This window comes from Streptomyces sp. NPDC019396 (assembly GCF_040632375.1).
Taxonomy (GTDB): Bacteria; Actinomycetota; Actinomycetes; order Streptomycetales; family Streptomycetaceae; genus Streptomyces.
This window is the reverse complement of sequence record NZ_JBEYBS010000031.1, coordinates 21,415-43,349: the sequence shown is the minus strand read 5'-3', so window position 1 is coordinate 43,349 and position 21,935 is coordinate 21,415. Positions and strand designations below refer to the sequence as shown.

Below are 21,935 nucleotides of genomic sequence, written 5' to 3'. Positions count from 1 at the left end.
TGTGAGAGCATGCCGACGATGCGCGTGCGTCTCATGGGTGTGCTGGTCCTCCTCGCCACCTCCCTCATCGGGTCGGGCACCCCCTCCTCCGCGGCACCCCAGGCCGGCTCCCTGTGGTTCGACGAAGCCGCCGCGGCATCGTTCACGGTCAGGGAAGGCCACTTCGTCGACGGGCTGGGCCGTGAGGTCGTCCTGCGCGGGTACAACGTGTCCGGCGAGACCAAGCTCGAGGAGAACAGAGGGCTGCCCTTCGCCTCCGTCGCCGATGCCGAGAAGTCGGCGGCCGCCCTGCGGGCGGTCGGCGGCGGCAACTCCGTGCGGTTCCTGCTGTCCTGGGCATACGCCGAACCCGTGCGCGGACGGGTCGACACCGCGTATCTCGCTGCGGCAACCGCGCAGATGCGGGCCTTTCTGCGTGCCGGGATCCGCGTGTACCCGGACTTCCACCAGGACCTGTTCTCCCGGTACCTCTTCAACGAAAGCAGCTGGTACACGGGTGACGGAGCACCCAAGTGGGTCGTGGACGCCGGCGGGTACCCCGCCGAGTTCTGCGGGGTCTGTCTGTTCTGGGGCCAGAACATCACGCAGAACCAGGCCGTGACGAAGGCGACGTACGACTTCTGGCACAACAGAGGTGGCATCCAGGACGCGTTCCTCTCCACCGCGCAGACCACCATGGAGTATCTCGCGGGGCACCTGACCTCAGCCGAGTTCGCCGGTGTCGTCGGGTTCGACCCGTACAACGAGCCGCATGCGGGCGTGTACGAGAGTGGGCAGAGCAGCCGGTCCTGGGAGCGCGAGCTGCTGTGGCCGTTCTACGAGAGGTTCCGTGCCCGGATGGACGCGGCGGGATGGCGGGACAAGCCCGCGTTCGTCGAACCGAATCTCTTCTGGAACGCCAACCTGGACTTCCAGCGGCAGGAAGGCGGTCTGCTCGACGCCGGCCGGCTCGGCCCCCGTTATGTCTTCAACACCCACTTCTACGACCAGAAGGCGATCTCCGGCGTCTTCATGTGGGGCAAGGCGAAGGACGGGCAGTACGCGGGCGACTTCGGCACCGTCCGCGATCGCGCCGCAGCCGCGGGAACGGCGGCGGTCGTCAGCGAGTTCGGGCATCCGCTGAGCGGATCCGTCTCCGACAAGGCGCCGACCGTGATGAAGGCGATGTACCAGGCGCTCGACTCGCGGCTTCCCGGCGCGGCATGGTGGTCACGGCCCCGCGACTCGGGTCCGGTGCTGTCCGGCACCCAATGGCAGTGGGACATCTACCACGGACGCCACCGCGAGCGGATGAACGGCAACGCGAGCAAGGTGCTGACCGCAGCGGACGCCTGGAACGACGAGGACCTGTCGGCGGTGCGTACCGACGACTCCGGGACCCCGGTGCTGCGCCAGGACGGCCGTCTCCTCGACCGTCTCTACCCGAGTGCCACCGCCGGCCGCACCGTCGCCTTCACCTACGAGGACCGCTCCCGCGACGGCTCCACCACACTCACCTGGAACCCCGTGCCGCCGCACCTGCCACGGACCCGCGAGGTCGTCGGGACCGGTCAGTACGGGCTTCTGCTGTGGCGCTCGGACGGGTCCACGGCACCCACGGAACTGCATCTGCCCGCTTCGTTCACACCGTCGCGCACCACCGTCGTCTCCGACCTCGGCAGTGTGCACTCGCCCGGGGAGTACACCGACGGCGTGCCGATCGCCGTGGCAGCCGAACCGGGCGGTACGGGCAGTCGGCGCCTCCTGCTCACCGCTCCCGGCGCCGGCGGGCTGCACTTCGCCCTGGTCACCAACGGGGCGACGGCTCCGGCCGGCGACCTGCTGCGCGCCGCACGCGACGAGCTCGCGGCGTGGTCGGCGGAAGGCCGAGGAAGACGCGTCGGCGGGAGCGGCGCCGGTTCCGCTTTCGCGCATGTCACGGATCGGTCCGGAACGTCATAGCTTCCCGGGACACCCGGAGATCGGCCGAGAGTGCGGTGAGTGCCCTGCCCGGCCGGCGAAGCACTCACCGCGTTCACGCCCGGGGCCGTTCAGGCGGGCGTCGACCGGGTCAGGCGTGGTAGGTGATGTATCCGTTGCCGTCCCGGTCGTTGGCCTTCTTGGTGTAGGCGTGGACGTCGGCACGCGCACCGGGGGGCTTGTTGAAGTAGACGGTGTCCTTGTCGTTGTTCCACAGGAAGTTGCAGTTCTGCCGGTACACGACGTTTCCCGCATCGGAGTCGGTGCCCCTGCCGCCCCGCAGGTGAACGTAGTCGCCTGGTTCCAGGACGTGGCTGGCCCGGAAAGTGAACGTGTTGCCGGCGGCGTCCTTGACGACGTAGCCCTTGAGGTTCACGTTCGACCGGGAGTAGTTCTTGATCGTCAGGTACTCGTTCTTGGTGTTTCCGCCTGAGCACCTGTTGGAGTCCGTGCCAGGGGCGTCGTACTGGATGCCCTTGATCTTCAGCGCCGACGAGTACTCGGCGGCCTGCGCCGGAAGAGCGGTGGCAAGCCCGAGCCCGGCGACGAAGGCCATGGCCGATGCGGCGGTCAGAGCGCGGCGGACGCGCATGAGGAACCCCCCTCAGTGGTGCCAATGATGCTCGCGGAGCATATCGAGAAGTAATCATAAAATGAGGAAAGTTTGAAGGAATCGTGTGCTCCGGATCGGGGGTGCGAGCGCGGCCTGGCGTCCGGCGAAGGCTCCGGTCCCGATCACCGAAGCGAGGACCCACCCGGTGGGAACGTTCGCCCGCTGACCGCCAGAGCCGGAGCGTCCTACGGCCGAAGGTCCCGGAAAACGCCCCTCGGCTTAGACGGCCGCCGTCATGGGCACCCGTCGGATGAACCCGGCCGATGCTTCACACAGGAACACCGGGACACGGCGGCACCGGACCGCTGCCGTCGACCGATCGCGGTGTGGTCAGCAGCTCGGCGCCGTGGATGAGACGCCGCCGCCCGGGCTGCAGGGGCTGTTGTCACCGTCCATCACGGCGTGGGGGTGCGCTCGCTGGATCTGGGGGCCGTTCCTGTTGCCGGTGACGCCGATTCCGGAAGGCCGCCTCTGTCGGGCGCGGACCCGTGAGCAGCGGAGGATGCCCCGGCGACCCGGCTCCGGTGCCGACCGAACACCGAGACAGCCACGATCCCGAAGCCCAGGGCCGCCGCGATGAGGTGGCCGACCGTGGTGAAGTCAGGGAGCGGACCCGTCCACTCGGCGCCGCCGAGGGGCCAGGCGAGCACGAAGAGCGCCCAGAGGAGGCGGCCCCGGCGTGGCAGGGCCAGTGTGCCGGCTGCCATCACGGTCTGCGCGCCGTAGCTGACGCCGTAGTCCGTGGCCTGACGCACGGCCGCCGGATACCAGCCGTGCCGCAGTGCGACGGTGATGACGACAGCGGTGAGCAGAGTGGCCGCGACATGTCCGCCGAGGAACACAGCCACGGCGCGTGGCCTGCCCCACCGGTGCTCAGCCCAGGCCAGGAAACCGCACACACCGAGGCCCAAGGTGATCAACGTGCCCACGAACTCGGGTGATGCGACATCCGTGAGCGTGCCGTCGAAGAACAGCACACTGCCGAGCAGGGCGGCCACCGGATGGTCTTGGAGGTTCTCCAGGTTGGTGCTGAGGAAGCCCAGCAGGGTGGCCGCCCGCTCCGCGGGCATCCCGTGGCCGACCCAGGCGTGGCCGACCAGGAGCAGGCAGACATAGGCAAGGGTGAGCGGTGCACGGCGCGGGTACTCCCGGGCGGCGCGGAGCAGTCCGTTCACGGGGCCTCGGCTTTCCTTGCTTTCATCACGGGAGGTAGGAGCGCAAGAAGCGGGATGAGGTTGCTCCTCCCGCTGAATATCGCGGAGCGAGCCATGACGAGGCCCGGCCAGCTCCGCACCTCGTCAAGGTCGGCGCCGCGTCCGCCGGAGGGGCCAGGCGATCCTTGTCGTGGCGGGTCTCGGTCCGAACACCGAACGTACCGCGAGCAGATGGCGGCTCCGGCCTGCTCGGCAGGCTCAGTCGATGACGGGGCGGTCGTCCTGGGGAGCCGCGTGCGGCAGCATCATCCCGGGAATCGCCACGAGCCCGCCCTCCGGAGGGCGCGGGGTGATCTCCTCGGAGTCCGACTCGGGGGCGCTGCTGTCCACCAGAGGGGCGTCGATGTGTTCGCCCCTCCTGGGCTTGCCGGCCGACTGGTTGTTCTTCTTGATCCCGTCCTGCAGCAGGTTCGGGTTGTCCAGGGGGATGCCGAACCGGTTCGGTGCCGTTCCTCCCGTGGCCGCCGCGTAGACGCCGCGGGCGAAACTGGTGCAGTTGTACCTGGTCAGGCTGTAGGGGTGGTCGTGGTTCTCATCGATGTAGGCCATCGCCCTCTGATACTGGTCCGGAGTGAGATCGGCGGTGAACTTGCTGCTCGCCTTCTCCGGTCGGTCATGGTTCTTGTAGACGCATCCTTTCACCGTCCTCAGAGGGTTGCCGTCGCGTACGTCTTCCGCCGGGAAGAAGCCGAACGTCTTGGCCCGTTCCGCTCCGTTTTCCGTCGTGTAGAGGGCCACCCAGGCGTGTCCGAACCGCCCCGCCCAGTAGGTGGGGTCGTAGCTGTTGGTGGATTTGGAGACCTGGATCTGCAGGCGGTAGGTAGTGGCGGCCGCCGCGGCGGAGGCTCCGGCGTCCGCATCCGCGACCAGCTGAACGGGGCGGGTCGCGGAAGCGCCCGCGGCCACGTGCCCGAGTCCGGCGGAGAACGGCAAGGAGCCAGACCGCAGCGCGCGTGTCACGGCAGCGTTCCCGGCCATGCGCTGGAGCTCGGCAAGCGGACCCGTGGTGGTGGGCCTGGCCGGCCTGCTCGCGGCATACGAGCCGTGCATCTCGTTCTTGTCCCCGTGTGCGCGCACCCGGCCTGCTCCATTCCCTTGGGCTCCAGCGGCGGAGGTCGAACAGGACCGGAGTCCATCGCCCCACCACACGCCGCCCGTTCTACCGGAGCTCGCGCGTCCCGAGAGGAGCCGCTCGGGCAGACCTCCGGGCAACCGCAGGTGACCTCACGGACCCGCTCGAAGTGACGCGGCCGCGCCCTCGCCACGAGGAATGTCTCCTCTCGCCCCGGCCACCGCAGAAAACACCGATTCGAGAATGCGTTAGCGTCGGGACCTGCGGTGTTGTCGTCGCAGTGGGTGGTTGTTCCGGAGAGGGGACGGGTAGTGCATACGGCGTTTGACGAGTCCGAGCGGCGCGCATGGGCAGGGCAGGCCGATGCCTATGCTGCGAGCTTTGCCAGACTGTGCGCGTATCCCGTGCCTGGGCTCCTCGACGCTGCCGGTGTCCGGGAGGGTACGCGGGTACTCGACGTGGGCACGGGCACGGGCACTGCCGCCGCGGCCGCGTGTGAGCGGGGCGCGAAGGTGACGGCGGTCGACGCCGAACCCGACATGCTCGTACGGGCAGCGCTGGCGGCCCCGTCAGCCGACGTGCGGCTTTCCGCTCTGCCCCGTCTGCCGTTCGCAGACGATGAGTTCGATGCCGTGGTCGGCAACTTCGTCCTCAACCATGTCGGACGGCCCCGGGAAGCCCTGAAGGAACTGCGCCGCGTGACGCGGCCTGGCGGGCGGACGGCCGTCACCATCTGGACGGTTCCCGCGGCCGCCGGGCAGGCCCTGCTGGGCAGGGCCGTTCAGGCTGCGGGCGTCACGCGTCCTGCTCACCTGCCGGCTCTTGCGCCCGATGACGACTTTCCGCGCACCGAACAAGGCCTCGCAACGTTGCTGCGCGACGCAGGCCTGATGGATGTCGTCTGCGGCACCCTGTCCTGGGACCATCGGACAACCATCGAAGAATGGTGGAGCGGGCCGGCCGCCGGAGTGGCAACGATCGGCCAGATTGTCACGGGCCAGGATCCGTCGGTCATCGCGGATATCAAGGACCGCTTCGAGTCGCTCTGCGCGGAGTTCGCCGGGCCTGGTCGCGTATTGACGTTGCCTCACACGGCGCTGATGGCGCACGGCCGGGCATGAGGTTGCCCGGAGCGGGCAGGACTGAGCAGACCAGTGGACGCGCGTGTGCTCGTTCATCCGGCTGCGGGCAGCGCCTTTGCGGTAAGGCGCCCGGTCATGAAGGTGACAGCGGCCCACGTGCGCAGCATTTCAGACCGCTGGCCGAGCCGTAGGTAGTCTCTCGCGGACTCCCGGCTGTTCCCTCTCATCGGGAGAACCGCCGGTGACCCGCGGAGACCTACTCCAGTTCCTTGAACATGTGGACATCCTCAGCACCGCCTGGGATACCCACGGTTCGTCCGGTCTCGACGTAGCCGTGCCGCTGGTAGAACCCCGGGGCCTGAAAGGTGAAGGACGATACACAGGCGCGGTCGCAGCCGCGCCGACGTGCCTCCTCCTCCGCAGCGATGAGGATCTTCGTGCCCCACCCGTCCTTACGGCTCTTCTCGCGGACCCAGAGCATCTCGATGCCGAGTAGCCCACCCCACGTCCAGGCGGCAAGGCCCCCGATGAGTTCGCCTGCGTCGTCGACAACCTTCACGGAAAGTGAACTCTGGTCTGCCGGAGTGGTTCCAGTGGCAGGAAAGTTGATCTCGTCCAGGCCTTGCGACAAGCGCTCGTTGAGCTCCGTGTCACGCTGCCCCACACTCAACGCCCCGCCGGCGTGATCAAGTGTCATGCTGCGGAGTGTGACACACGCACCGCTGTCACATCAGCACGGTCCGGCGCAGAGAAGGCCGAGGTGGGCGGTGTGGCCGTGTCGACGGAGCTCGGCCTGCCCGGTGTGGTGCCCTCCGGGCGGACGGCGCCGGTGCTCGAACACGGCCTAGTCGAGGAGGAGCGGATTGGGCAGGCCGGACTCGGGGTGCATCCGCAGGAGGGTGTGCACGACTCCCGCGAGGCCGGACATCAGGCTGGGCGAGAAGGCCTCTCGGGCCAAGCCGCCGACCGGGCCGCGTTGTTCGAGGCCGGTGAGGATCTCTGCGTCCAGGTCGGCGCGGTCGGCGAAGTCGAGGGCGGTGAGCAACTCCCAGGAACCGAGGTCGCCGTGGCAGAGGGTGTGGCTCCAGCCGAATCCCTCATCGGCGCAGGCGTGCGCGGCACGCCGGGCGATCTCGAGGTGGGCCGCTTCGCCGGTACGACGGTGGAGGTCGAGCATGCCGATGCCAATGCCCGCGCTGCCGTGACACCAACTGGTGAAGAAGTCCTCCTCCGCGCCGATCCGTACGTCCAGCCAGTTTCCGTGCTCCGGCCGGTACAGGGACTCCTGGTAGGCGAAGGCCAGCTCGGCGACGCGGGACCACTCGCGCCGGTCGGCCGCGGAACCGGCGCCGTCGAGGGCGAGCCGGGCCAGTGCCCAGCCGATGCCGGTGGCGCCGTGCGCGAAGCCTCCGATGCCCTCCGGGTTGAGCCGGGTCGTCCAGCGGGCGCCGCTCGCGTCGACGGTGGCCAGGCCGGTGAGTCGGCGGCCGATGTGTGCGGCGGCGTCCAGCCAGCGGTCCTGCCCGGTCGCCTTGGCCAGGCCGAGCAGCGGGACGATGCCGCCGGCCGCGCCGTTGAGCAGGTCCACCTCGACGTCGTTCTCGACAAGAGGACTCTCCACGAGGAGCGGGCCCCGGTCGGCGGCCCGTTCCAGTAGCCGTTGTTCGCCGAGCACCCGGTGCAGGGCCAGCCACGTCCACACCTGTGACGCGGCGCCGCTGAACGCTCCGGCGGACGGCGCCGGCGTGTGGTCCTCGGTGCCGACCAGCACACGCAGGGCGCCCTCATAGGTCTCGGCGACGCCGGGCACCTCGTCGGCCCGCCCGGCGCGCACCTCGGTCAGATACTCGGCGAGGGCCAGCGCCACTCCTCCCTGCCCGGTGTAGAGATCGGCGGGCAGCACCCTGATGGACCAGCCGGCGGGGGTGAAGACGGGGCTGATCCAGGTGACCGTGCCGTCCTCGCCGCGCACCGCGCCGTCGCACAGCCGCCGTACCATCTGCGCGGCCAGGTCCCGGCGGCGCCGGTCCCGGTCCCGGGCATGCGGGTCCCATGCGGGGGCTCGCACCCGGCCCGGCAGGGTGCGTTCGTTGAGGTAGGCGCCGACCAGCGCGTCCTGGATCACCGACTCCTCGAACGCCAGGTCCGCGGAGCTCCAGTCCTCGACCGTGGCGCGTACGGCCGCCGTGTCCACGGTGAAGCTGAACATCGGCACGTCTCCGGCCAGGAGCTCCGCGATCTCCCCGTCGATGGTCGCCCGGTCGCGGGGCGCGCCGGGCAGCACTTCGGCGTTGCGCCGGAGGATGTCCCGGGCGCGTTCGACCGCGGCCGGCTCGTTGTGCAGGGACGCCGGGTGCCACAGCATGCGGCCGATGTCGACGTACGCCTGAGTGGGCCGCAGGATCCGACGCGCTTGGGCGCCCTCGAAGCGGCGCAGCAGTTGGTGCGGGTCGGTGCCGGGACGGCGCAGATGCGCGGTCATCTCGCGGAAGCCGGCGAGGATCCGGTCCCAGTATGTGCTCAGTACCGGGGTGGGGCTGGGGTGGTTGCCCGCGGTGGGCATCGCGACGAGGTCCACCTGGAAGCTGGCCGCGCCGGTGCCGCCGTCGGCGATCACCGGGTTGGGGATGAGCGGCTGCTGGCCGGGGAGCGCGCCGATCCCGGAGATGTCGACCCCGCCGAGCGCGAAGCCGGTGCCGCGCACGGGCAGCAGTCCGGTGCGCAGCACGGTGCGCCGGATGGCGGCAGCGGCCACGTCGACGGCGTCGCCCTGGCCGCTGGGCGGGAACGGGGCGGGGGCGTCGAAGAGTGTCTCGGCGTCCACGATGACCGGTACCGGTCCGGCCGCGATCATGTTCTCGGCGTGCATGTCGGTGCCGCCGGTGAGGCGGAGCACGGCCAGCCAGTGGCCGATGTTGCGGTAGAACACGCCGAGTTCGGTGTCGGAGGCGCAGTAGCGGTGGGCGACGAACTCGGCCCAGCCGTAGCCGTCGCGGGCCAGGATCCGCGGCACCCGGATGCGCTCGTGCGGTGCCAGGGAGGCGGGGAAGTCCGCGTAGATGTCGTCCAGCAGCTCGCCGAGCGCGATGTCGGCCTGGGACGGGCGGGGTTTGTACATGACGGTCCCGCCGGTGAATTCGGCCCGGCTGACGGTCTGGCCGCCCCGGTGGCTGTCGCCCTCGCCGAAGGCGACGGCCTGGAGTCGGCCGGGTGCCGCTCCCAGCAGTGTCGTGAGCAGTTCGCGGTCTGCGGCGAGCCGTTCGGCGAAGGTGGTGGTGGCCGCGACCGACAACTGCGCCACCGAGGCGACGCGCCGGGCGAGGGTCGGGTACCGCTCGGCGGCCAGCCGTTCGAGATAGCCGTCCTCGCCCGCCTGCTCGATGAACGCGGCCCAGGTCCGCGAGGTCCCCTCGGCGGTGGGGCTCTTGCCCGCGGTCATGCGCAGGGCGTGCAGTTCGATGAGGAAGAGCCGGGACAGTTTCGCGTGCAGGGACCGCAGCAGGGCGGTGTGGCCGGCTTGCAGGAGCGTGTTCCGCTCGTCCGGCTCCAGCGTGCCCACGGTGGCCAGCCGCCGGGCAAGTTCCTCCCGCCAGGGCCGGGCGATGGACCGTACGGGCGGGTCGAACCACTCGGTCTCGTCCCGGGATTCCGGTTCCTTCGCCGTCGGTTCTTGCGGCTTCTCCGTCATCGATCCGCTCACCGTCCGCCGTCTCCCTCTCCGCCGCGCGTGCGCCCCGCGGGCGCCTGGACATAGCGAGGGAACCGCGCCGATGAGCGCGCGGTTCCCCGTGATCACGGTGTCAGCAACACCAGCTGCCGCGCGAGCCGCTCGGGCTGGAACAGAAGCCGTAGAGGGAGTCGCTCGGGTCGGTCAGGGCGGCCTCGGCGGCCGCGCCGCCGACGTAGAGCGGGCCGGCCGGGTTCGACAGGCCGTACGCGGTGTCGGCACCGGTCAGCCACGCGTCGAGCACGGCTGCGATGTGCACACTGGACTGGGGCATGGATGTCCTCCGGACGTAGGGGTTCGGGCGGATTGCCCAGCCCTGAGTATCACCGTGTTCGAACACCCGTCAGATGACGAATCCGGCCACAGTCGTGTGGTGCTGCCGGGACGCAACGGCATAGATGGGACGGGTGGGATTCCGGTCCGGCCCGGCGGTCAGTCGCCGTGGACGTTGGCGTCACGGAGCGAGCATCCCGGTCCGGTGACACGTTCCCGTCCGTGGACGCGGACGGAGTGGGGGGTGCCGTGGAAGCGGTGGGATCCTTTCCGCCGCCACCGAACACCGCGGACCAGACGGTTTGCCAGGTGCGGCGGCCGGCGGAGAGTCCGCCGCGGTACGCGTTGGCGTGCGCCCGCTCCAAGTCGTGGGCGGTGTGGCCGTCCCGGCGGGTGGACCAGAGGTCGGTCCGCAGCCATCGGTCGTCGCTCGGGTCGCGGATCAGCGAGTGTCCCGGATGCCGTCGACGGCATGACCGGGCGCATAACGGACGAAGTGGTTCCACTCGGTCGGGCTGGCCGAAACGGGCGCTCCCCCGGCGGCGCCGGTGGCGACCCGGTGGTGTTCGGCGGTTCCCCCCAGGTACCCGGGCAGAACTCAGCGCCGCGGAACGGGTCGTTCCTCGTGACCTGGCCGCCGACTCGCGGATGCCGTACTTCCCGCCTCCTCGTCCGGCCGGGTACGCCTGCGCCCGGACGAGGAGGGCGTGGAAGCTGCTCCGCGAGCCGCGGGCGGCGGGCGGCGGGCGGCGAGCGGCGAGCGGCGAGCTCACGTGCTCGCACGCCCGATCGGCTGTGCAGCTGATCCGGCGAACCATGACGCAGCCTCTGTGACACGGGCCGGGCTGGTGGGACGATAGCCGGACAGGCCGATCAGTGGTCGGTTTCACCTCTCCTGGGGCACCCATGAACATCCAGCTCCCGTTCCGTCTCCTCGCCGCAGCCACCGTGGCCGGTCTGATGCTCACCGCCTGCAGCGGTTCCGGCGGATCCACGCGGACATCAGGATCGTCGCCCGCCGCATCGGCACCGACAGCGCCCGAACCGACGGGCACAGCTCCCACGCCCACGCCGAAAGGCACCTCATCGACCACGAAGGCCCCGTCGGCCACGCCCAGTCCCAGCGGCACACCCCCACTGGGCTCCTGGAGCCTCCAGCCCGTGTGGCCGTTCACCACGCTCGCCCAAGCCCAGGTGTGGGAGCGTGCCTACCGCTCGGGCGGCCACCAGCCCTGGCATCTCGACCCGGCCCGAACCGCGCTGTCCTTCACCCGTGACTACCTGGACTTCACGGGAATCGACCGGATCACCTCGCGCGCCGTGAGCGGTCGGCACGCCCGCATCGGCGTCGCGCCAACGGGGAGCGAAGGCGGTACCGCGGCAGTGATCCATCTCGTGCGGTTCGGCGGCGGCCAGAATGCCCCGTGGGAGGTCGTGGGCACCGACGACACGACGTTCTCCCTCACCACGCCCGCGTACGGAACGCTCGCGCGCTCACCGTTGGAGACGGGCGGGCAGATCTCCGGAGTCGACGAGAGCATCCGTGTGCAGGTGCGCCAGCCGTCGTCGACCGCCCCGCTCGGCACCTCACCGTGCTGCACCTCGGCGGGCGGCGACAAGCAGCCCTGGCATGTGACAGTGCCGTTCAACGGCGCCCGGGACCCCGTGCTCACGGTTGTCGCCTCCACGGGCGGCCACGTCTCCGATGTCGAACGATTCACCATCACGGCGGTCCGCACCCACTGACCGACTCGACCACGACGACAACCCATACCCCATACCCAACCCATACTTCCCGTTCCGGCGTCGTCCTCCCGTTCCCCGGTCGACGATCTGATGGCGGGGTGAAGGGACGCGGCGCCACGCCCCGCGCCGTGCCTGTCAGCGGCGATCGCCATGGAGCCATGGCCAACCCGCACCTGACCTCCGGCTCCATACGGCGACTGCACCACGGCGACCGTCGAGACGCTTCCTGACTTCGAGGAGTGGCGTCCTGTCCTCGCAGCACAGGAGCGCTGAACGATCCGGCTGCCGCCGCGGAACTCGGGTTCAGAACGCCGTGTGGGCGAACCAGCGATCGAGAAGCTCGGCGTCTCCCGTCACCTCGTAGCCGGCCTCGTGGTACGACCGCCGCCCGTAGAGGAGCTGCAGGAGGTCGGCAGCGGACGCACACACCGCAGCCTGCGGTTCGGGCCGGGCGGCTCCGTCGGCGTCTGTCGGCGTCAACGGGCGCAGCCCATCGGGATCCAACCGCACCCGCCACTCGCCGTCGCCGGGGTCGGTGCACCGGAAGGCGATGGTCTCGCCGCTGCCATGCAGTTCGGCCACGGCCGGGGCGAAGGCGCCCGCGTAGGGCAGATTGACGAGGAACTCGTCCACGCCGTCCGCGGCCAGCACGGGATCGACCCCCGTCGCCCGACCGACAGCTCGTTCCGCGTCCACTCGGTGCACCAGTGTCTCGAACAGCATTCGCCGGGCCCAGAACCGCGCGTACTGGTCTTCACCCCAGGCCCACATGGGCGTTCCGGGATCCGTGTCCCGCAGCACCGCCGCTACGGCGGGCACGCCCGCCGCCACCCAGTCCGCACGCTCCCGCGCGTCGTCAGGCCCGGGATCCACGTTCCGGCTGCTCGGTCGCTCCCGCACTCGCGCGGTCAGCAATGCGCTGAACCAGCGCTGGAGCGTCCCGACGTGCCGCATGAGGTCGGCCAGGGTCCAGTCCGGGCAGGAAGGCACCGGCGTCCCAGGGTCCACGTCCCTGACCACCTCGGCGAACCGCAGCGTCTCACGCTCGATCGCCTGGCGGTACACGTCATACGGGAGCGGGTGTCCCACCCGGCCTGTTGTCGCCATGAGCTCTTGCCGTCCTGTCGTCGATTCGGTTCTCGTCACGGCCAGTGTGGCGGCCGGGGCGGTGCACACGCTCATCGGCCCGCCAGGATCCGCGGCTGGGCAGGCACACGCGGGTGCGCAATGGTCAGGGCCGAGTGGTGGAAAGCTGCGGGGGACGCGCTGCCGAGGAAGCGAGCCCGGCAAGGAAACGGAGCGGTCCTCACGGTCACGCGGGACGGAGACGCCGCGATTCGGAGTGATGGCGGGGCCCTCTGTGCGTGCCCGACATTCACCCGAGCCGAGAAGGGCAGGCCTCGCCGTGACCTCGCGCTCTCTCGACGCGGTCGGGGCTTCCTGAAGCCGCGTTGGCTCAGTGTCCGCCCATCCGGCCTACTGCGCGCGAGTCCGGTGGGCGATCACGGGTCAGGTGATGCAGCTCGTCGTCATGAACAGAGTTCCTGACGACCTGATGGTCCTGGTGCCGGGTAATTCGCTTGTCACCAGCACGCCTGCGCACCTGGACACCGCCGAGCGATCCGCACGGGCAGAACTCGCCGCGGCTCGCGCCCTCGCCCAGGCCGCGCCATCCGTGCTGGATGAACCTGAACCACTGCACGGCTGAAGCTTCCGCCAACGAGGACGGCCTTGGCACGTACACCGCTGCGGAGGTCGAGCACGGCGCGCATCAGGGGCATCCGGGCAAGCCGGATCGGGCGGAACGGCAGGCTCGGCGCGCTCGGCCGCACTAGCATCGAAGTCGGGGCGCGCCAGGCCACCGTCCATGCGATGTCCGGGAGTTGGGGAAACGTGCAGCGGTCAGTGATTTTCGTGCACGGCACCGGCGTGCGGGAGGAGTCCTACGGCGACACCTTCGGAACGGTGCGGGCCGCCCTGCTCGAACTGCGGCCCGAGGCCGACGTGCGAGGGTGCTTCTGGGGGCGTGGCGCCGGAGCGGGTCTGGCTCTCGACGGTGTCAGCATCCCGGGCTATGCCCGGACCGGTGGGGGGCGGCAGGAGGACGCGGACGTGGCCGTGTGGGGCGTTCTCTATCTCGACCCCGGCTATGAGCTGCGGCTTCTCGGGCTTCGCCCACCGGTCGCGTCGGGGATGGGGCGGGCGCAGAGCCCGGCCCAGAAGCTGCATGCCGAGCTGACGGCCTACGCCCCCTCCCCCGAGGTGCGGGACGCTTTCGCGAAACGTGGGCTTGACGGTCTCCTCGAGGGTGCCGTGCGGACCGTGGCCGATTCTCCGGAGCTGCGTGATGCGGTGGCCACGGCAGGCGACGGCGGATACGAGCACCGGCACGCGTTCGCGCGCGCCGTGGTGGCGACGGCGCTCGCGGAGGCGGCGGAGCGCGGGGCGGACTCCGTGGACGGCGTCGAGCGGGACGTCCTGCTGTCCGTGCTCAGTGCCGATCTCCACACGCAGGGGCGCTCTCTCGCCGGGTCCGTGGCCAAGGCGGCGGCGACTCCCGCCCTGCTTGCGCTGACCTGGCATGCCCGGCGTCGCCGGGGTGCGCTCAACGACGGTCTTCTGCTGCCCGCCGTCGGGGACATCCTGCGCTATCAGGCCCGCGGACAGGGATTGCGCGAGCTGATCAAGCGCACCGTCGAGCACGCGCCGGGCGATGCCGTGACCGTGATCGCCCACAGTCTGGGCGGAGTGGCCTGCGTTGATCTGCTGGTGCAGGAGGAGCTGGGCCGGGTCGACCAGTTGGTCACCGTCGGCTCACAGGCGCCGTTCTTCTACGAAGCGGGGGCGCTGGTCTCGCTCGAGCACCCGCAGGTGCCGCCCGATCACTTCCCGAGGCGCTGGCTCAATCTGTACGACCGACGCGACCTGTTGTCGTTCCGCGCCGCCGAGGTGTTCCCCAAGCACGCCTTCGATCACGAAGTGGACAACCGGCAGCCGTTTCCGTTCGCGCACAGTGCCTACTGGTCCAACCGCAGAGTCTGGGACGCCATCGGCACATGGATGGGCTGAACATCGTCGACCCGGACGGCGTACACGCCGTCGTCGTCGGTCTCGAACGGTATCCCCGGCAGCCTGACTGGGATCTGCCCGGGGCTGCCCATGACGCGCTGCGCTTCGCGCGGTGGCTGCGCAAGGGCGGCGTTCCTGGTGCCAACATCCGGCTTCTGGTCGCGCCGGGCGAGGAGGGCCGCCGGACACTGGAGGAGCAGGCTCACGCCGCGGAGCTCACCTGGTGCCCGGCCTCGTCGCGGGACGAGCTCATGGACGCCTTCACGAGCGGGCTCGACGGGTGCACCGGCGATGTGCTGTACGTCTACTGGGGCAGTCACGGTGTGCTGGACCACGGCGACCGGCGCCTGCTGCTGTGTCCTGACGCCTCCCTGAACGACAAGCGCTGCATCGACATCACCAACCTGCGTGAGCACCTCTCCCGGGCGGACTTACCGGGCCTGGGCCAGCAGGTCCTGCTGTTCGACACGTGTGCGACGTTCCTGGAGCACCACCACCAGCAGGCGGGTCCCGCGGTGGCCGCGTTTCCCGTGGCTCCCCGGCGCGGCGTCGAGCAGTTCCTGCTGTACTCCGCCGGTGCGGGCCAGGTCGCGGAGAACGACGCCGCTCAGCGCGGCGGAGTGTTCTCCCGCACGGCGCTCGACTGGCTGGAGGCACACGCCGTCGACCTGCGGCCGGATCTGGGCCTGCTGGCCGAGCACGTCGACGAGCGATTCCAGGAACTGCACGCCATGGGCGCGCCGTTGCAGACGCCCGTCAGCCTGCACATCCGGTCTCTGGACGGCTCGGAGCGGCGGACGGTACTACCGGTCCGGCGGCCCTCGCCGCCATCACCCGAGCGGGAGCACGTCACCCTCGTCCTGCGCCACCTGCTGTCGGAGGCGGACCTGCGGGCGCGGTGTCTCGATCACCTCGCGTCCGCGTGTCCGGAGGCACGGTTGGAGCCCGGGTCCACGGACGGTCACCTCGCGGATGTGCTCCTCACGGTGAGGCGGGCGATGGCCGCGCTGGTGGAGGTGGTGCATCCACGGGACAGAGAGGCCGCCGATCAGCTGCTGTCACTGGCACGCTCTCTGGGGATGCCGGGTCTGCTGTCTCCGCTGGAGTTCTCGACCTTGCGTGAGGTGTTCGCCCGGACTTCGCAGCGGCCGGCCGTGGCGCACATGATCGCCGCGGTGCGAGCCGCACTGCCCCTGGAGAGGACGTGGTCGCCGCCGCCGGCCGGCGCCCCTCATGGACCGAGCGCGGTCGGTCAGCTCATGGCGTGTGTCGAGCATTTCGAGGAGCATGCCGGGGGCATGAGCCTTGTGGACCGGGGATTGCCGCTGGTCCCCGTGGTCGTTCGCTTCACCGAGCTGCTCGCGGCGGCAACGCCCGCGCCCGAGGCCCGGGCGCGGCTGCACGACTGGGGTGATCGCGTGGCCCGGAGACTGGGTGTGCATGCCGGCGGGCTGGCCGAGCGGCGCGCGGATGCGGCCAACTGGGCAGGCGGGCTCGGCCGACCCGGAAAGCCGCCCCGTGTCGTGGCGCAGCTGGAAGCGGAGACACCGGCCGGAAGCAACGACGGGCAGTGCTTCAGCTGCGTGATGTGGATGGACACGGGCACCGGTGAGCTGGTGCAGGCTGCCGAACAGTGCCGTGAGCCCCTGTCCCCGCAGCAGGTGGTCCGCCGGATCGAGCGAACCCTGGCGCGCCTGCGCGCGTTGACCCACGAAACCCCGGTCGTGGAGATCCTGTTGCGAGCGGACGCCCTGCATCTGCCCGTGGACTCCTGGGACGGCGCCGATGACGACGACCCGCTGCCCACACTGCTCGGCGTGGAGCGCGCAGCGGTGCTGCGCTGTGCGCCGCTGGCGTCCCCCGAGCGTGAGGAGCAGCGCCGGGCCGAGCTGGAGCGCCGCTGGGCGGGGCGGCACAACACTTCGGTCGTCTATCTCGATGACAGCCATTGCGAAGGCCATGCCGCGTACGGGGCTCTCAAGCAGGACACCGGCGCGGCCCGCGCGGTGGTGAGGGCGGGCCCGGCCGGCCGGAACCGTCTGGTTCAGGCTGCGCTGCTGCTCGGCTACCCGGTCATTCTGTGGGACCGGCAGGCGGCGGGTCCGGTTCCGGACGGTCATTTCGCCCCTGTGCAGCCCGATGCGGACGTGGACGGGCTGCCGTGGCGCGTACGCGACCACCGTGCACGGGTCTGCGGAGCTCCTCTGGCCCACACCCTGCGCCCCGCGGTGCTGCTGGAGGACGCAGACCGTCCCCTGCCGCCTGTGCTGTCGCTCACCGAACCGTCCGGCTCCCGAGAAGAGAGTTCCTGATGACGCACCAGCCCGAGGCGGACACCTTCACCACGGCCACGTCCGAGGACGCGGACTGGCAGATCTTCCGCGGAGACGGGCACCGGCGGGTCACGCCGATCCCCGAGGCTCCGCCCTGGCGGAGTTTCGCCGGCACCCGCGGCAGTGACCCGCCGGCTGCCGAAGTGCCCCGCTACGTCATCGGCCGGGCTGAGGCGGACGTGGTCAACGCCGCCCTGCATCTGCGTCGGCCGCTGCTCGTCACCGGCCATCCGGGCACCGGCAAGTCGTCGCTCGCGGCCGCGATCGCCCATGAGCTGGGGCTGGGCCCCGTGCTGCGCTGGCCCGTCAACAGCCGCTCCACCCTCCAGGGCGCGCTGTACCGCTATGACGCCATCGGCCGCCTCCAGGAGAGCAATCTCCCGGAGGACGGGGAGAAGACGCGGCCCGACATCGGTTCGTTCCTCCGGCTGGGCCCCGTGGGCACGGCGCTGGTCCCCGCGTCGCGGCCAAGGGTGCTGCTGGTGGACGAGCTCGACAAGGGGGACGTCGACCTGCCGAACGACCTTCTCACCGTGTTCGAGGAAGGCAGCTTCGAGATCCCGGAGCTCTCCCGGCTGCCCGAAGAGCAGGCGGACGTCGACGTCCTCACCTCTGATCCGCACCAGCGGGCGAGGGTGGTCAGGGGGATGGTGCAGTGCACCGAGTTCCCCGTCGTGGTCATCACCAGCAACGGGGAGCGGGACTTTCCTCCGGCGTTCCGCCGCAGGTGCGTGCCGTTGCACCTCGGCGATCCGGACGAAGCGCGCCTGCGGGAGATCATCACGGGTCACCTCGGCCCGGAGGCGCTCGCCGACGCCGGTGATCTGGTGCAGGCGTTCCTGGCACAACGGGCCATGGGAGAGCTGGCCACCGATCAGCTCCTGAACGCCGTGTTCCTCAGGCACGGAGGGGCCCGGCTGGAGGCCGGCGGCTTGCTGAACACCGTGCTGCACCGGCTCAACGCGGACGGATGAGGCATGTTCCGGGAGCTGCGGGAGGTCCTCGGTGCCGCTGGTGTGCCGGCAGGAGAGGTGGATCTGCTGGACATCCTGTGGCTGGCCGCGCGTGTCCCGTCCGGACCTGCGGCCCCCCTCGCCGTGCTCGCCGCGGAGGAGGCAGCCGCAGGAGCCCCGGGACCAGGTGACCCGACACGCGCTCCCGGTACGGATACGAGCGAATCGGGTTCCCACGACCAGGATCCTGGTGGCGGGCTTCCCGTACGGACGGCAGAAACTGCACGGGGCCGGTCGGACCGCGTCGGTGTGCATGCCGGGCCGCCACCGACCGGTGATGCGCCGGGGCGGGCCCTGCTTGTCCCCGGGGCCCGGGCACTCGGGACGGAACTGCGCCTCGGCCGGGCCCTGCGCCCGCTGAAGCGCCAGGTTCGAAGCCGCCAGGAGTACGAACTCGACGAGGTGGCGACGGCGGCCGTGCAGGCGGACACGCGCACACCGCAGGTGGTCCTGCGGCCACGGCCCGAGCGGTGGATGCGACTGGCGCTGGTGCTCGACAGCGGTGTGTCCATGGCCCTGTGGGAGCGTCACTGCTCCGGGCTCAAGGGGCTGTTCGAGCGCAGCGGGGCTTTCCGGCAGGTGGAGACGTACCAGCTCCGCTACGGGTCCGGAGAGACCGGCGTGCGGCTCGGACGCCCGTGGTGCGCCTCCTCGGTCACGTGTGCGCCCGGCTCCCTGGCGGACGCCTCCGGGCGGAGCATGGTCCTGGTGGTGACCGACGGGGCGGCGGCCGCGTGGCGGGACGGGCGGCTGCGTCGGGTGCTCGAGTCATGGGCCCGCAAGGGGCCGACTGCCGTGATCCACATGCTGCCACGGCGTCTGTGGCCGGGCTCCGGCGTGCGGGCGGACACCTGGCACGTGGCGTCGCCACGGCCGGGCGCGCCCAACCGGGCCTGGCAGGCGATGGACCTTGTTTTGCCGCCGAGCGTCGCTCCGCCGCCGGAGATCCCCATCCCCGTCCTGGAACTCTCCGCAGCGGGATTCGCCGGCTGGGCTGCCCTGAACACCGTGGTGGGACGGCCCGTTCCCGTGCAGCTGTGGGCGGCGGGCGGGGGTACGGCGCACACCTGCGGGACGGGCAGGGTGAGCGTCGTGGACTTCAGCCACGCTGCCTCACCCGAGGCCTTGCGTCTCGCCGCGCACCTGGCGGCCATGGCTCCGGTCAGTGTGCCGGTGATGCAGCTGGTCCACTCGTGCCTCTCCGCGCACGAAGGCATGGCACCGCTCGCCGAGGTGCTGCTCGGCGGGCTGGTCCAGCCACTCGCCGACTCCGGGTCCGCGCAGCCCGGCGGACGGCACCGGCTGTTCGACTTCGCCTCCGAGGCGAAGGAGCTGCTGCTCGACTCCGTTCCGACGGCCGACCTCATCGAGTGCGGCCGCCGGGTCGGAGAACGCCTCGAATCCCTCGTCGGCCGCTCCTCCGACTTTCCCGCCTGGCTTCTGGACGGCCACGGGCCAGCGCCCAGCGCACCGTTCGCGTACCTCGGCGCGGACATGCGGGCGCGCCTCGGGCCGGCTGCCACGATGACGCAGGACGCGGCCCCCGGCACGATCGTGCTGTCCCCCTCCCGCCCGGGCCCGGTAGCCGGAAACGGGCCGGGAGCGAGGCCTCGCTCCGGCGGTGTCGCCGATACGGGCGACACGGCATCCCCGTGGCTGTCGACGGACAGCCTGCACGCATCACTCGGGCTGCTGTTCGCGACCCTCGGCAGCAAGGGCGACGCTCTCGCCACCGCTGCCGGGGTGCCGGGGGCACAGCTCGCCGACTACACCGCCGGGCGGGCCATTCCTCCGTGGAGTTTCGCGGTCACCCTCCTGACCGAGGCCTCCCGCCCACGCGTTCGGGGCGGCCCGCCCGCTGAGATGGCGGATGTTCTGCTGGCGCAGTACATCGACGCGGCGGTAGCCCTGCGGCCCGCGGCGGTACGCGCGACGTTCGCCCGCTTCCGCGATGTGCTCCGTGCGAGGCAGGTCCCGCGCGAGTCACAACTACTGCTGCTGCACCTGCTCACCTACCTCCACACACGGCTTCCCGCGCCGCTCGGGTCCGGTACCCCGTCCTCGGCACCGCCAGGATCCTCCGGGGCACCGCCGGTCACGGAGCGAGAAGTCGTGGAGGAGCTGGCGCAGTACATCGAGGCGGAAGGCGTCCCACTCTCGCGGCAACTGCGGCGGAGGGGCACGCGGCGCACCCGGCACGACCTGGCGTGGCTCACGTCCGAACACTGTCTTCCTGTGAACGTGCACCGCAGCGCTTCCCCCTTCTCGTGGGCGGACTTCGCGGGGCTCGCGCACACTCCCGGTGATCCCGACGAGTCCGACCCCGCGACCTTCCTCGTGATGCTCGAAGACGACGAACCGGACGAGCCGCTCCTCCTCGATGACTGTGTCACCTGGCGCACCCGCACTCTGGCGCCAGGGGTCGTCGTCGGCCTGCGCTTGCCGACGGCGCTCCTTCGCGACGGACCGCGTGGACCTGTCATGGCGTCGAGGGATCCGGACACGGAGCGGCCAGGTCAGGCGACGGCGTCCCGCCGGGTGTGCATCGTCGTGGAGGCCGTCGGGTACAGCGGGATGAGCGCGGCGGTACAACGAGCGGAGCGGGAGACCACATCGGCCATCCTCGCTCAGGCGGTGCGGGCCGCCGGCGTGCCCTTGGAAGCCTGCCTCTTCCAGGACCGAGGCGACGCCACACTGCTGCTTCTCCCCCACGACGTCGACGCGACGGCGGCTGTGCCCGCGTTCATCGACGGCATCGTCGCAGCACTGGCGGATGCCTACGCCCAGCGGCAGTACCCACGTCTGCGCATCGCGGTCGAACACGGCGTCGTGGCCACGGAGGAGCACGGGTTCGCCGGGGACGCGGTGCTTCGCGCGAGCCGTCTCGTCGACTCCGCCGTGCTGCGGGAGTCGCTGGAGGTCCAGCCGCGGGCCAGCCACGCGCTCATCATGGGCGAGGAGCTCTACAGGCACTTGCCCGCACTTCACGGGCGCTTCCAGCGCGTACGAGTGGACCTCGACGGCTATCGAGCCTGGGCCCGCATGTATCCGGCACCCCCCGAAGTCGTACGGCCTCCGGTCCGCCCCGCCACGGACCGCTCGAACGCCGTGCTGGTGGGAGTCGGCGCCTACCACCATCTCGACCAGCTCCCCACGGTCCTCGCAGGTGTGCACGACCTGGCGGCGCTGCTGTCGGACCCCTTGGCGGGAGCCTTCGCCGACGAGCAGACGACCGTGCTGGCCGATCCGATGAGTCCGGGAGAGGTCCTGGAAGCCGTCGGTCGGGCCGTCGACTCCGCACAGCACACCCTGCTGGTGTACTTCGCCGGGCACAGTCTTCTCGATCCCCAGTCGGGAGAGCTGATGCTGGCCGTGGGCGAAACCCGCGCGGAGCATCCGTATTCGGCGTTGGCATACGGGCATCTGCGGAGACTGCTGCTGCAGAGCCGTGCCCGCTACAAGGTGGTCATTCTCGACTGCTGCTACTCAGGCCGTGCGGTCCTCGGCAATGTGCGTCCCGACGCCACCGTTATCAAGACGGACGTCGGCACCGGCTTCGTGATGGCCGCTTCCAGTGCGGCAGCGCTGGCTCCGGCCGGTGACCGGTACACCGCGTTCACCGGGGAGCTCATTCACGTGCTGCGCAACGGCCTGGCGCAGGGCCCTGAGCTCATCACCGCGGAGCTGCTGTACCACGAGGTGACACAGCGACTGCAGGAACGGGCGTACCCCCGTCCACAGGCAACGAGCCGTGACCAGGCCGGTATGGCTCCCCTCGCTCTCAACCGCGCTCACTGAGCGGCCGGGGTGCGTGGACGCGTGATTCCTCTGCCG

At 70.7% G+C, this 21,935-nt stretch carries 15 protein-coding genes and 1 pseudogene; 8 read left to right on the top strand and 8 right to left on the bottom strand.

Annotated features, from left to right (window positions below):
* Positions 1-9: 9 nt before the first annotated feature.
* Complete coding sequence (locus ABZ532_RS27650) at positions 10-1,941, top strand: cellulase family glycosylhydrolase (RefSeq protein WP_361289371.1); 1,932 nt, start codon at positions 10-12, stop codon at positions 1,939-1,941.
* A 109-nt stretch (positions 1,942-2,050) separates the two neighbouring features.
* Here ABZ532_RS27650 and ABZ532_RS27645 read toward each other — a convergent pair whose 3' ends face one another.
* The 3 genes from ABZ532_RS27645 to ABZ532_RS27635 all read right to left on the bottom strand — a co-directional run bounded on the left by ABZ532_RS27645 (position 2,051) and on the right by ABZ532_RS27635 (position 4,863).
* Positions 2,051-2,551, bottom strand: a complete 501-nt coding sequence (locus tag ABZ532_RS27645) for a lamin tail domain-containing protein (RefSeq protein WP_361289368.1) — start codon at positions 2,549-2,551, stop codon at positions 2,051-2,053.
* A gap of 416 nt (positions 2,552-2,967) precedes the next feature.
* Positions 2,968-3,747 (bottom strand): rhomboid-like protein, encoded by a 780-nt coding sequence (locus ABZ532_RS27640; protein ID WP_361289365.1) that lies wholly within the window; start codon positions 3,745-3,747, stop codon positions 2,968-2,970.
* A 237-nt stretch (positions 3,748-3,984) separates the two neighbouring features.
* Positions 3,985-4,863, bottom strand: a complete 879-nt coding sequence (locus tag ABZ532_RS27635; protein ID WP_361289362.1) for a hypothetical protein — start codon at positions 4,861-4,863, stop codon at positions 3,985-3,987.
* Positions 4,864-5,169: 306 nt separating this feature from the next.
* Between ABZ532_RS27635 and ABZ532_RS27630 the strand changes: the two genes are divergently transcribed.
* The gene (locus tag ABZ532_RS27630; RefSeq protein WP_361289359.1) at positions 5,170-5,979 is read left to right on the top strand and encodes a methyltransferase domain-containing protein; all 810 of its coding nucleotides are present in this window, start codon (positions 5,170-5,172) and stop codon (positions 5,977-5,979) included.
* An 80-nt stretch (positions 5,980-6,059) separates the two neighbouring features.
* Here the strand turns inward: ABZ532_RS27630 and ABZ532_RS27625 are convergent.
* The 4 genes and pseudogenes from ABZ532_RS27625 to ABZ532_RS27610 all read right to left on the bottom strand — a co-directional run.
* Positions 6,060-6,158 (bottom strand): annotated as a pseudogene (locus ABZ532_RS27625) (IS5/IS1182 family transposase); the annotation flags it as partial.
* A gap of 38 nt (positions 6,159-6,196) precedes the next feature.
* Positions 6,197-6,637: a GNAT family N-acetyltransferase gene (locus ABZ532_RS27620; protein WP_361289356.1), complete on the bottom strand. Its 441-nt coding sequence runs from the start codon at positions 6,635-6,637 to the stop codon at positions 6,197-6,199.
* Between the two features lie 147 nt (positions 6,638-6,784).
* Positions 6,785-9,640, bottom strand: a complete 2,856-nt coding sequence (locus tag ABZ532_RS27615; RefSeq protein WP_361289353.1) for a type 2 lanthipeptide synthetase LanM family protein — start codon at positions 9,638-9,640, stop codon at positions 6,785-6,787.
* Between the two features lie 100 nt (positions 9,641-9,740).
* Positions 9,741-9,941 carry a DUF6229 family protein gene (locus ABZ532_RS27610; RefSeq protein ID WP_361289350.1) on the bottom strand — a complete coding sequence of 67 codons (201 nt, stop codon included), beginning with the start codon at positions 9,939-9,941 and terminating at the stop codon, positions 9,741-9,743.
* Positions 9,942-10,846: 905 nt separating this feature from the next.
* Between ABZ532_RS27610 and ABZ532_RS27605 the strand changes: the two genes are divergently transcribed.
* Positions 10,847-11,686, top strand: a complete 840-nt coding sequence (locus ABZ532_RS27605; RefSeq protein ID WP_361289347.1) for a hypothetical protein — start codon at positions 10,847-10,849, stop codon at positions 11,684-11,686.
* Between the two features lie 303 nt (positions 11,687-11,989).
* Here the strand turns inward: ABZ532_RS27605 and ABZ532_RS27600 are convergent, their stop codons facing one another.
* Entirely contained in the window at positions 11,990-12,793 is an 804-nt protein-coding gene (locus ABZ532_RS27600; RefSeq protein ID WP_361289344.1) for a maleylpyruvate isomerase family mycothiol-dependent enzyme, read from the bottom strand.
* 424 nt (positions 12,794-13,217) lie between these two features.
* On the opposite strand from ABZ532_RS27600, the gene ABZ532_RS27595 reads away from it, so the two are divergent.
* The 5 genes from ABZ532_RS27595 (at position 13,218) to ABZ532_RS27575 (ending at position 21,899) form a co-directional block, all read left to right on the top strand.
* A complete protein-coding gene (locus tag ABZ532_RS27595; RefSeq protein WP_361289341.1) occupies positions 13,218-13,394 on the top strand; it encodes a hypothetical protein in 177 nt (58 codons plus the stop codon).
* Between the two features lie 185 nt (positions 13,395-13,579).
* On the top strand, positions 13,580-14,755 hold the full coding sequence (locus ABZ532_RS27590; RefSeq protein WP_361289338.1) for a hypothetical protein: 1,176 nt from the start codon (positions 13,580-13,582) through the stop codon (positions 14,753-14,755).
* Positions 14,743-17,067 (top strand): hypothetical protein, encoded by a 2,325-nt coding sequence (locus tag ABZ532_RS27585; protein ID WP_361289336.1) that lies wholly within the window; start codon positions 14,743-14,745, stop codon positions 17,065-17,067. The genes ABZ532_RS27590 and ABZ532_RS27585 overlap by 13 nt, the downstream gene beginning before the upstream one ends.
* On the top strand, positions 17,067-18,062 hold the full coding sequence (locus ABZ532_RS27580; protein ID WP_361289334.1) for a MoxR family ATPase: 996 nt from the start codon (positions 17,067-17,069) through the stop codon (positions 18,060-18,062). The genes ABZ532_RS27585 and ABZ532_RS27580 overlap by 1 nt, the downstream gene beginning before the upstream one ends.
* Positions 18,063-18,065: 3 nt before the next feature.
* Positions 18,066-21,899, top strand: a complete 3,834-nt coding sequence (locus ABZ532_RS27575) for an SAV_2336 N-terminal domain-related protein (protein WP_361289331.1) — start codon at positions 18,066-18,068, stop codon at positions 21,897-21,899.
* Positions 21,900-21,935 lie beyond the last annotated feature (36 nt).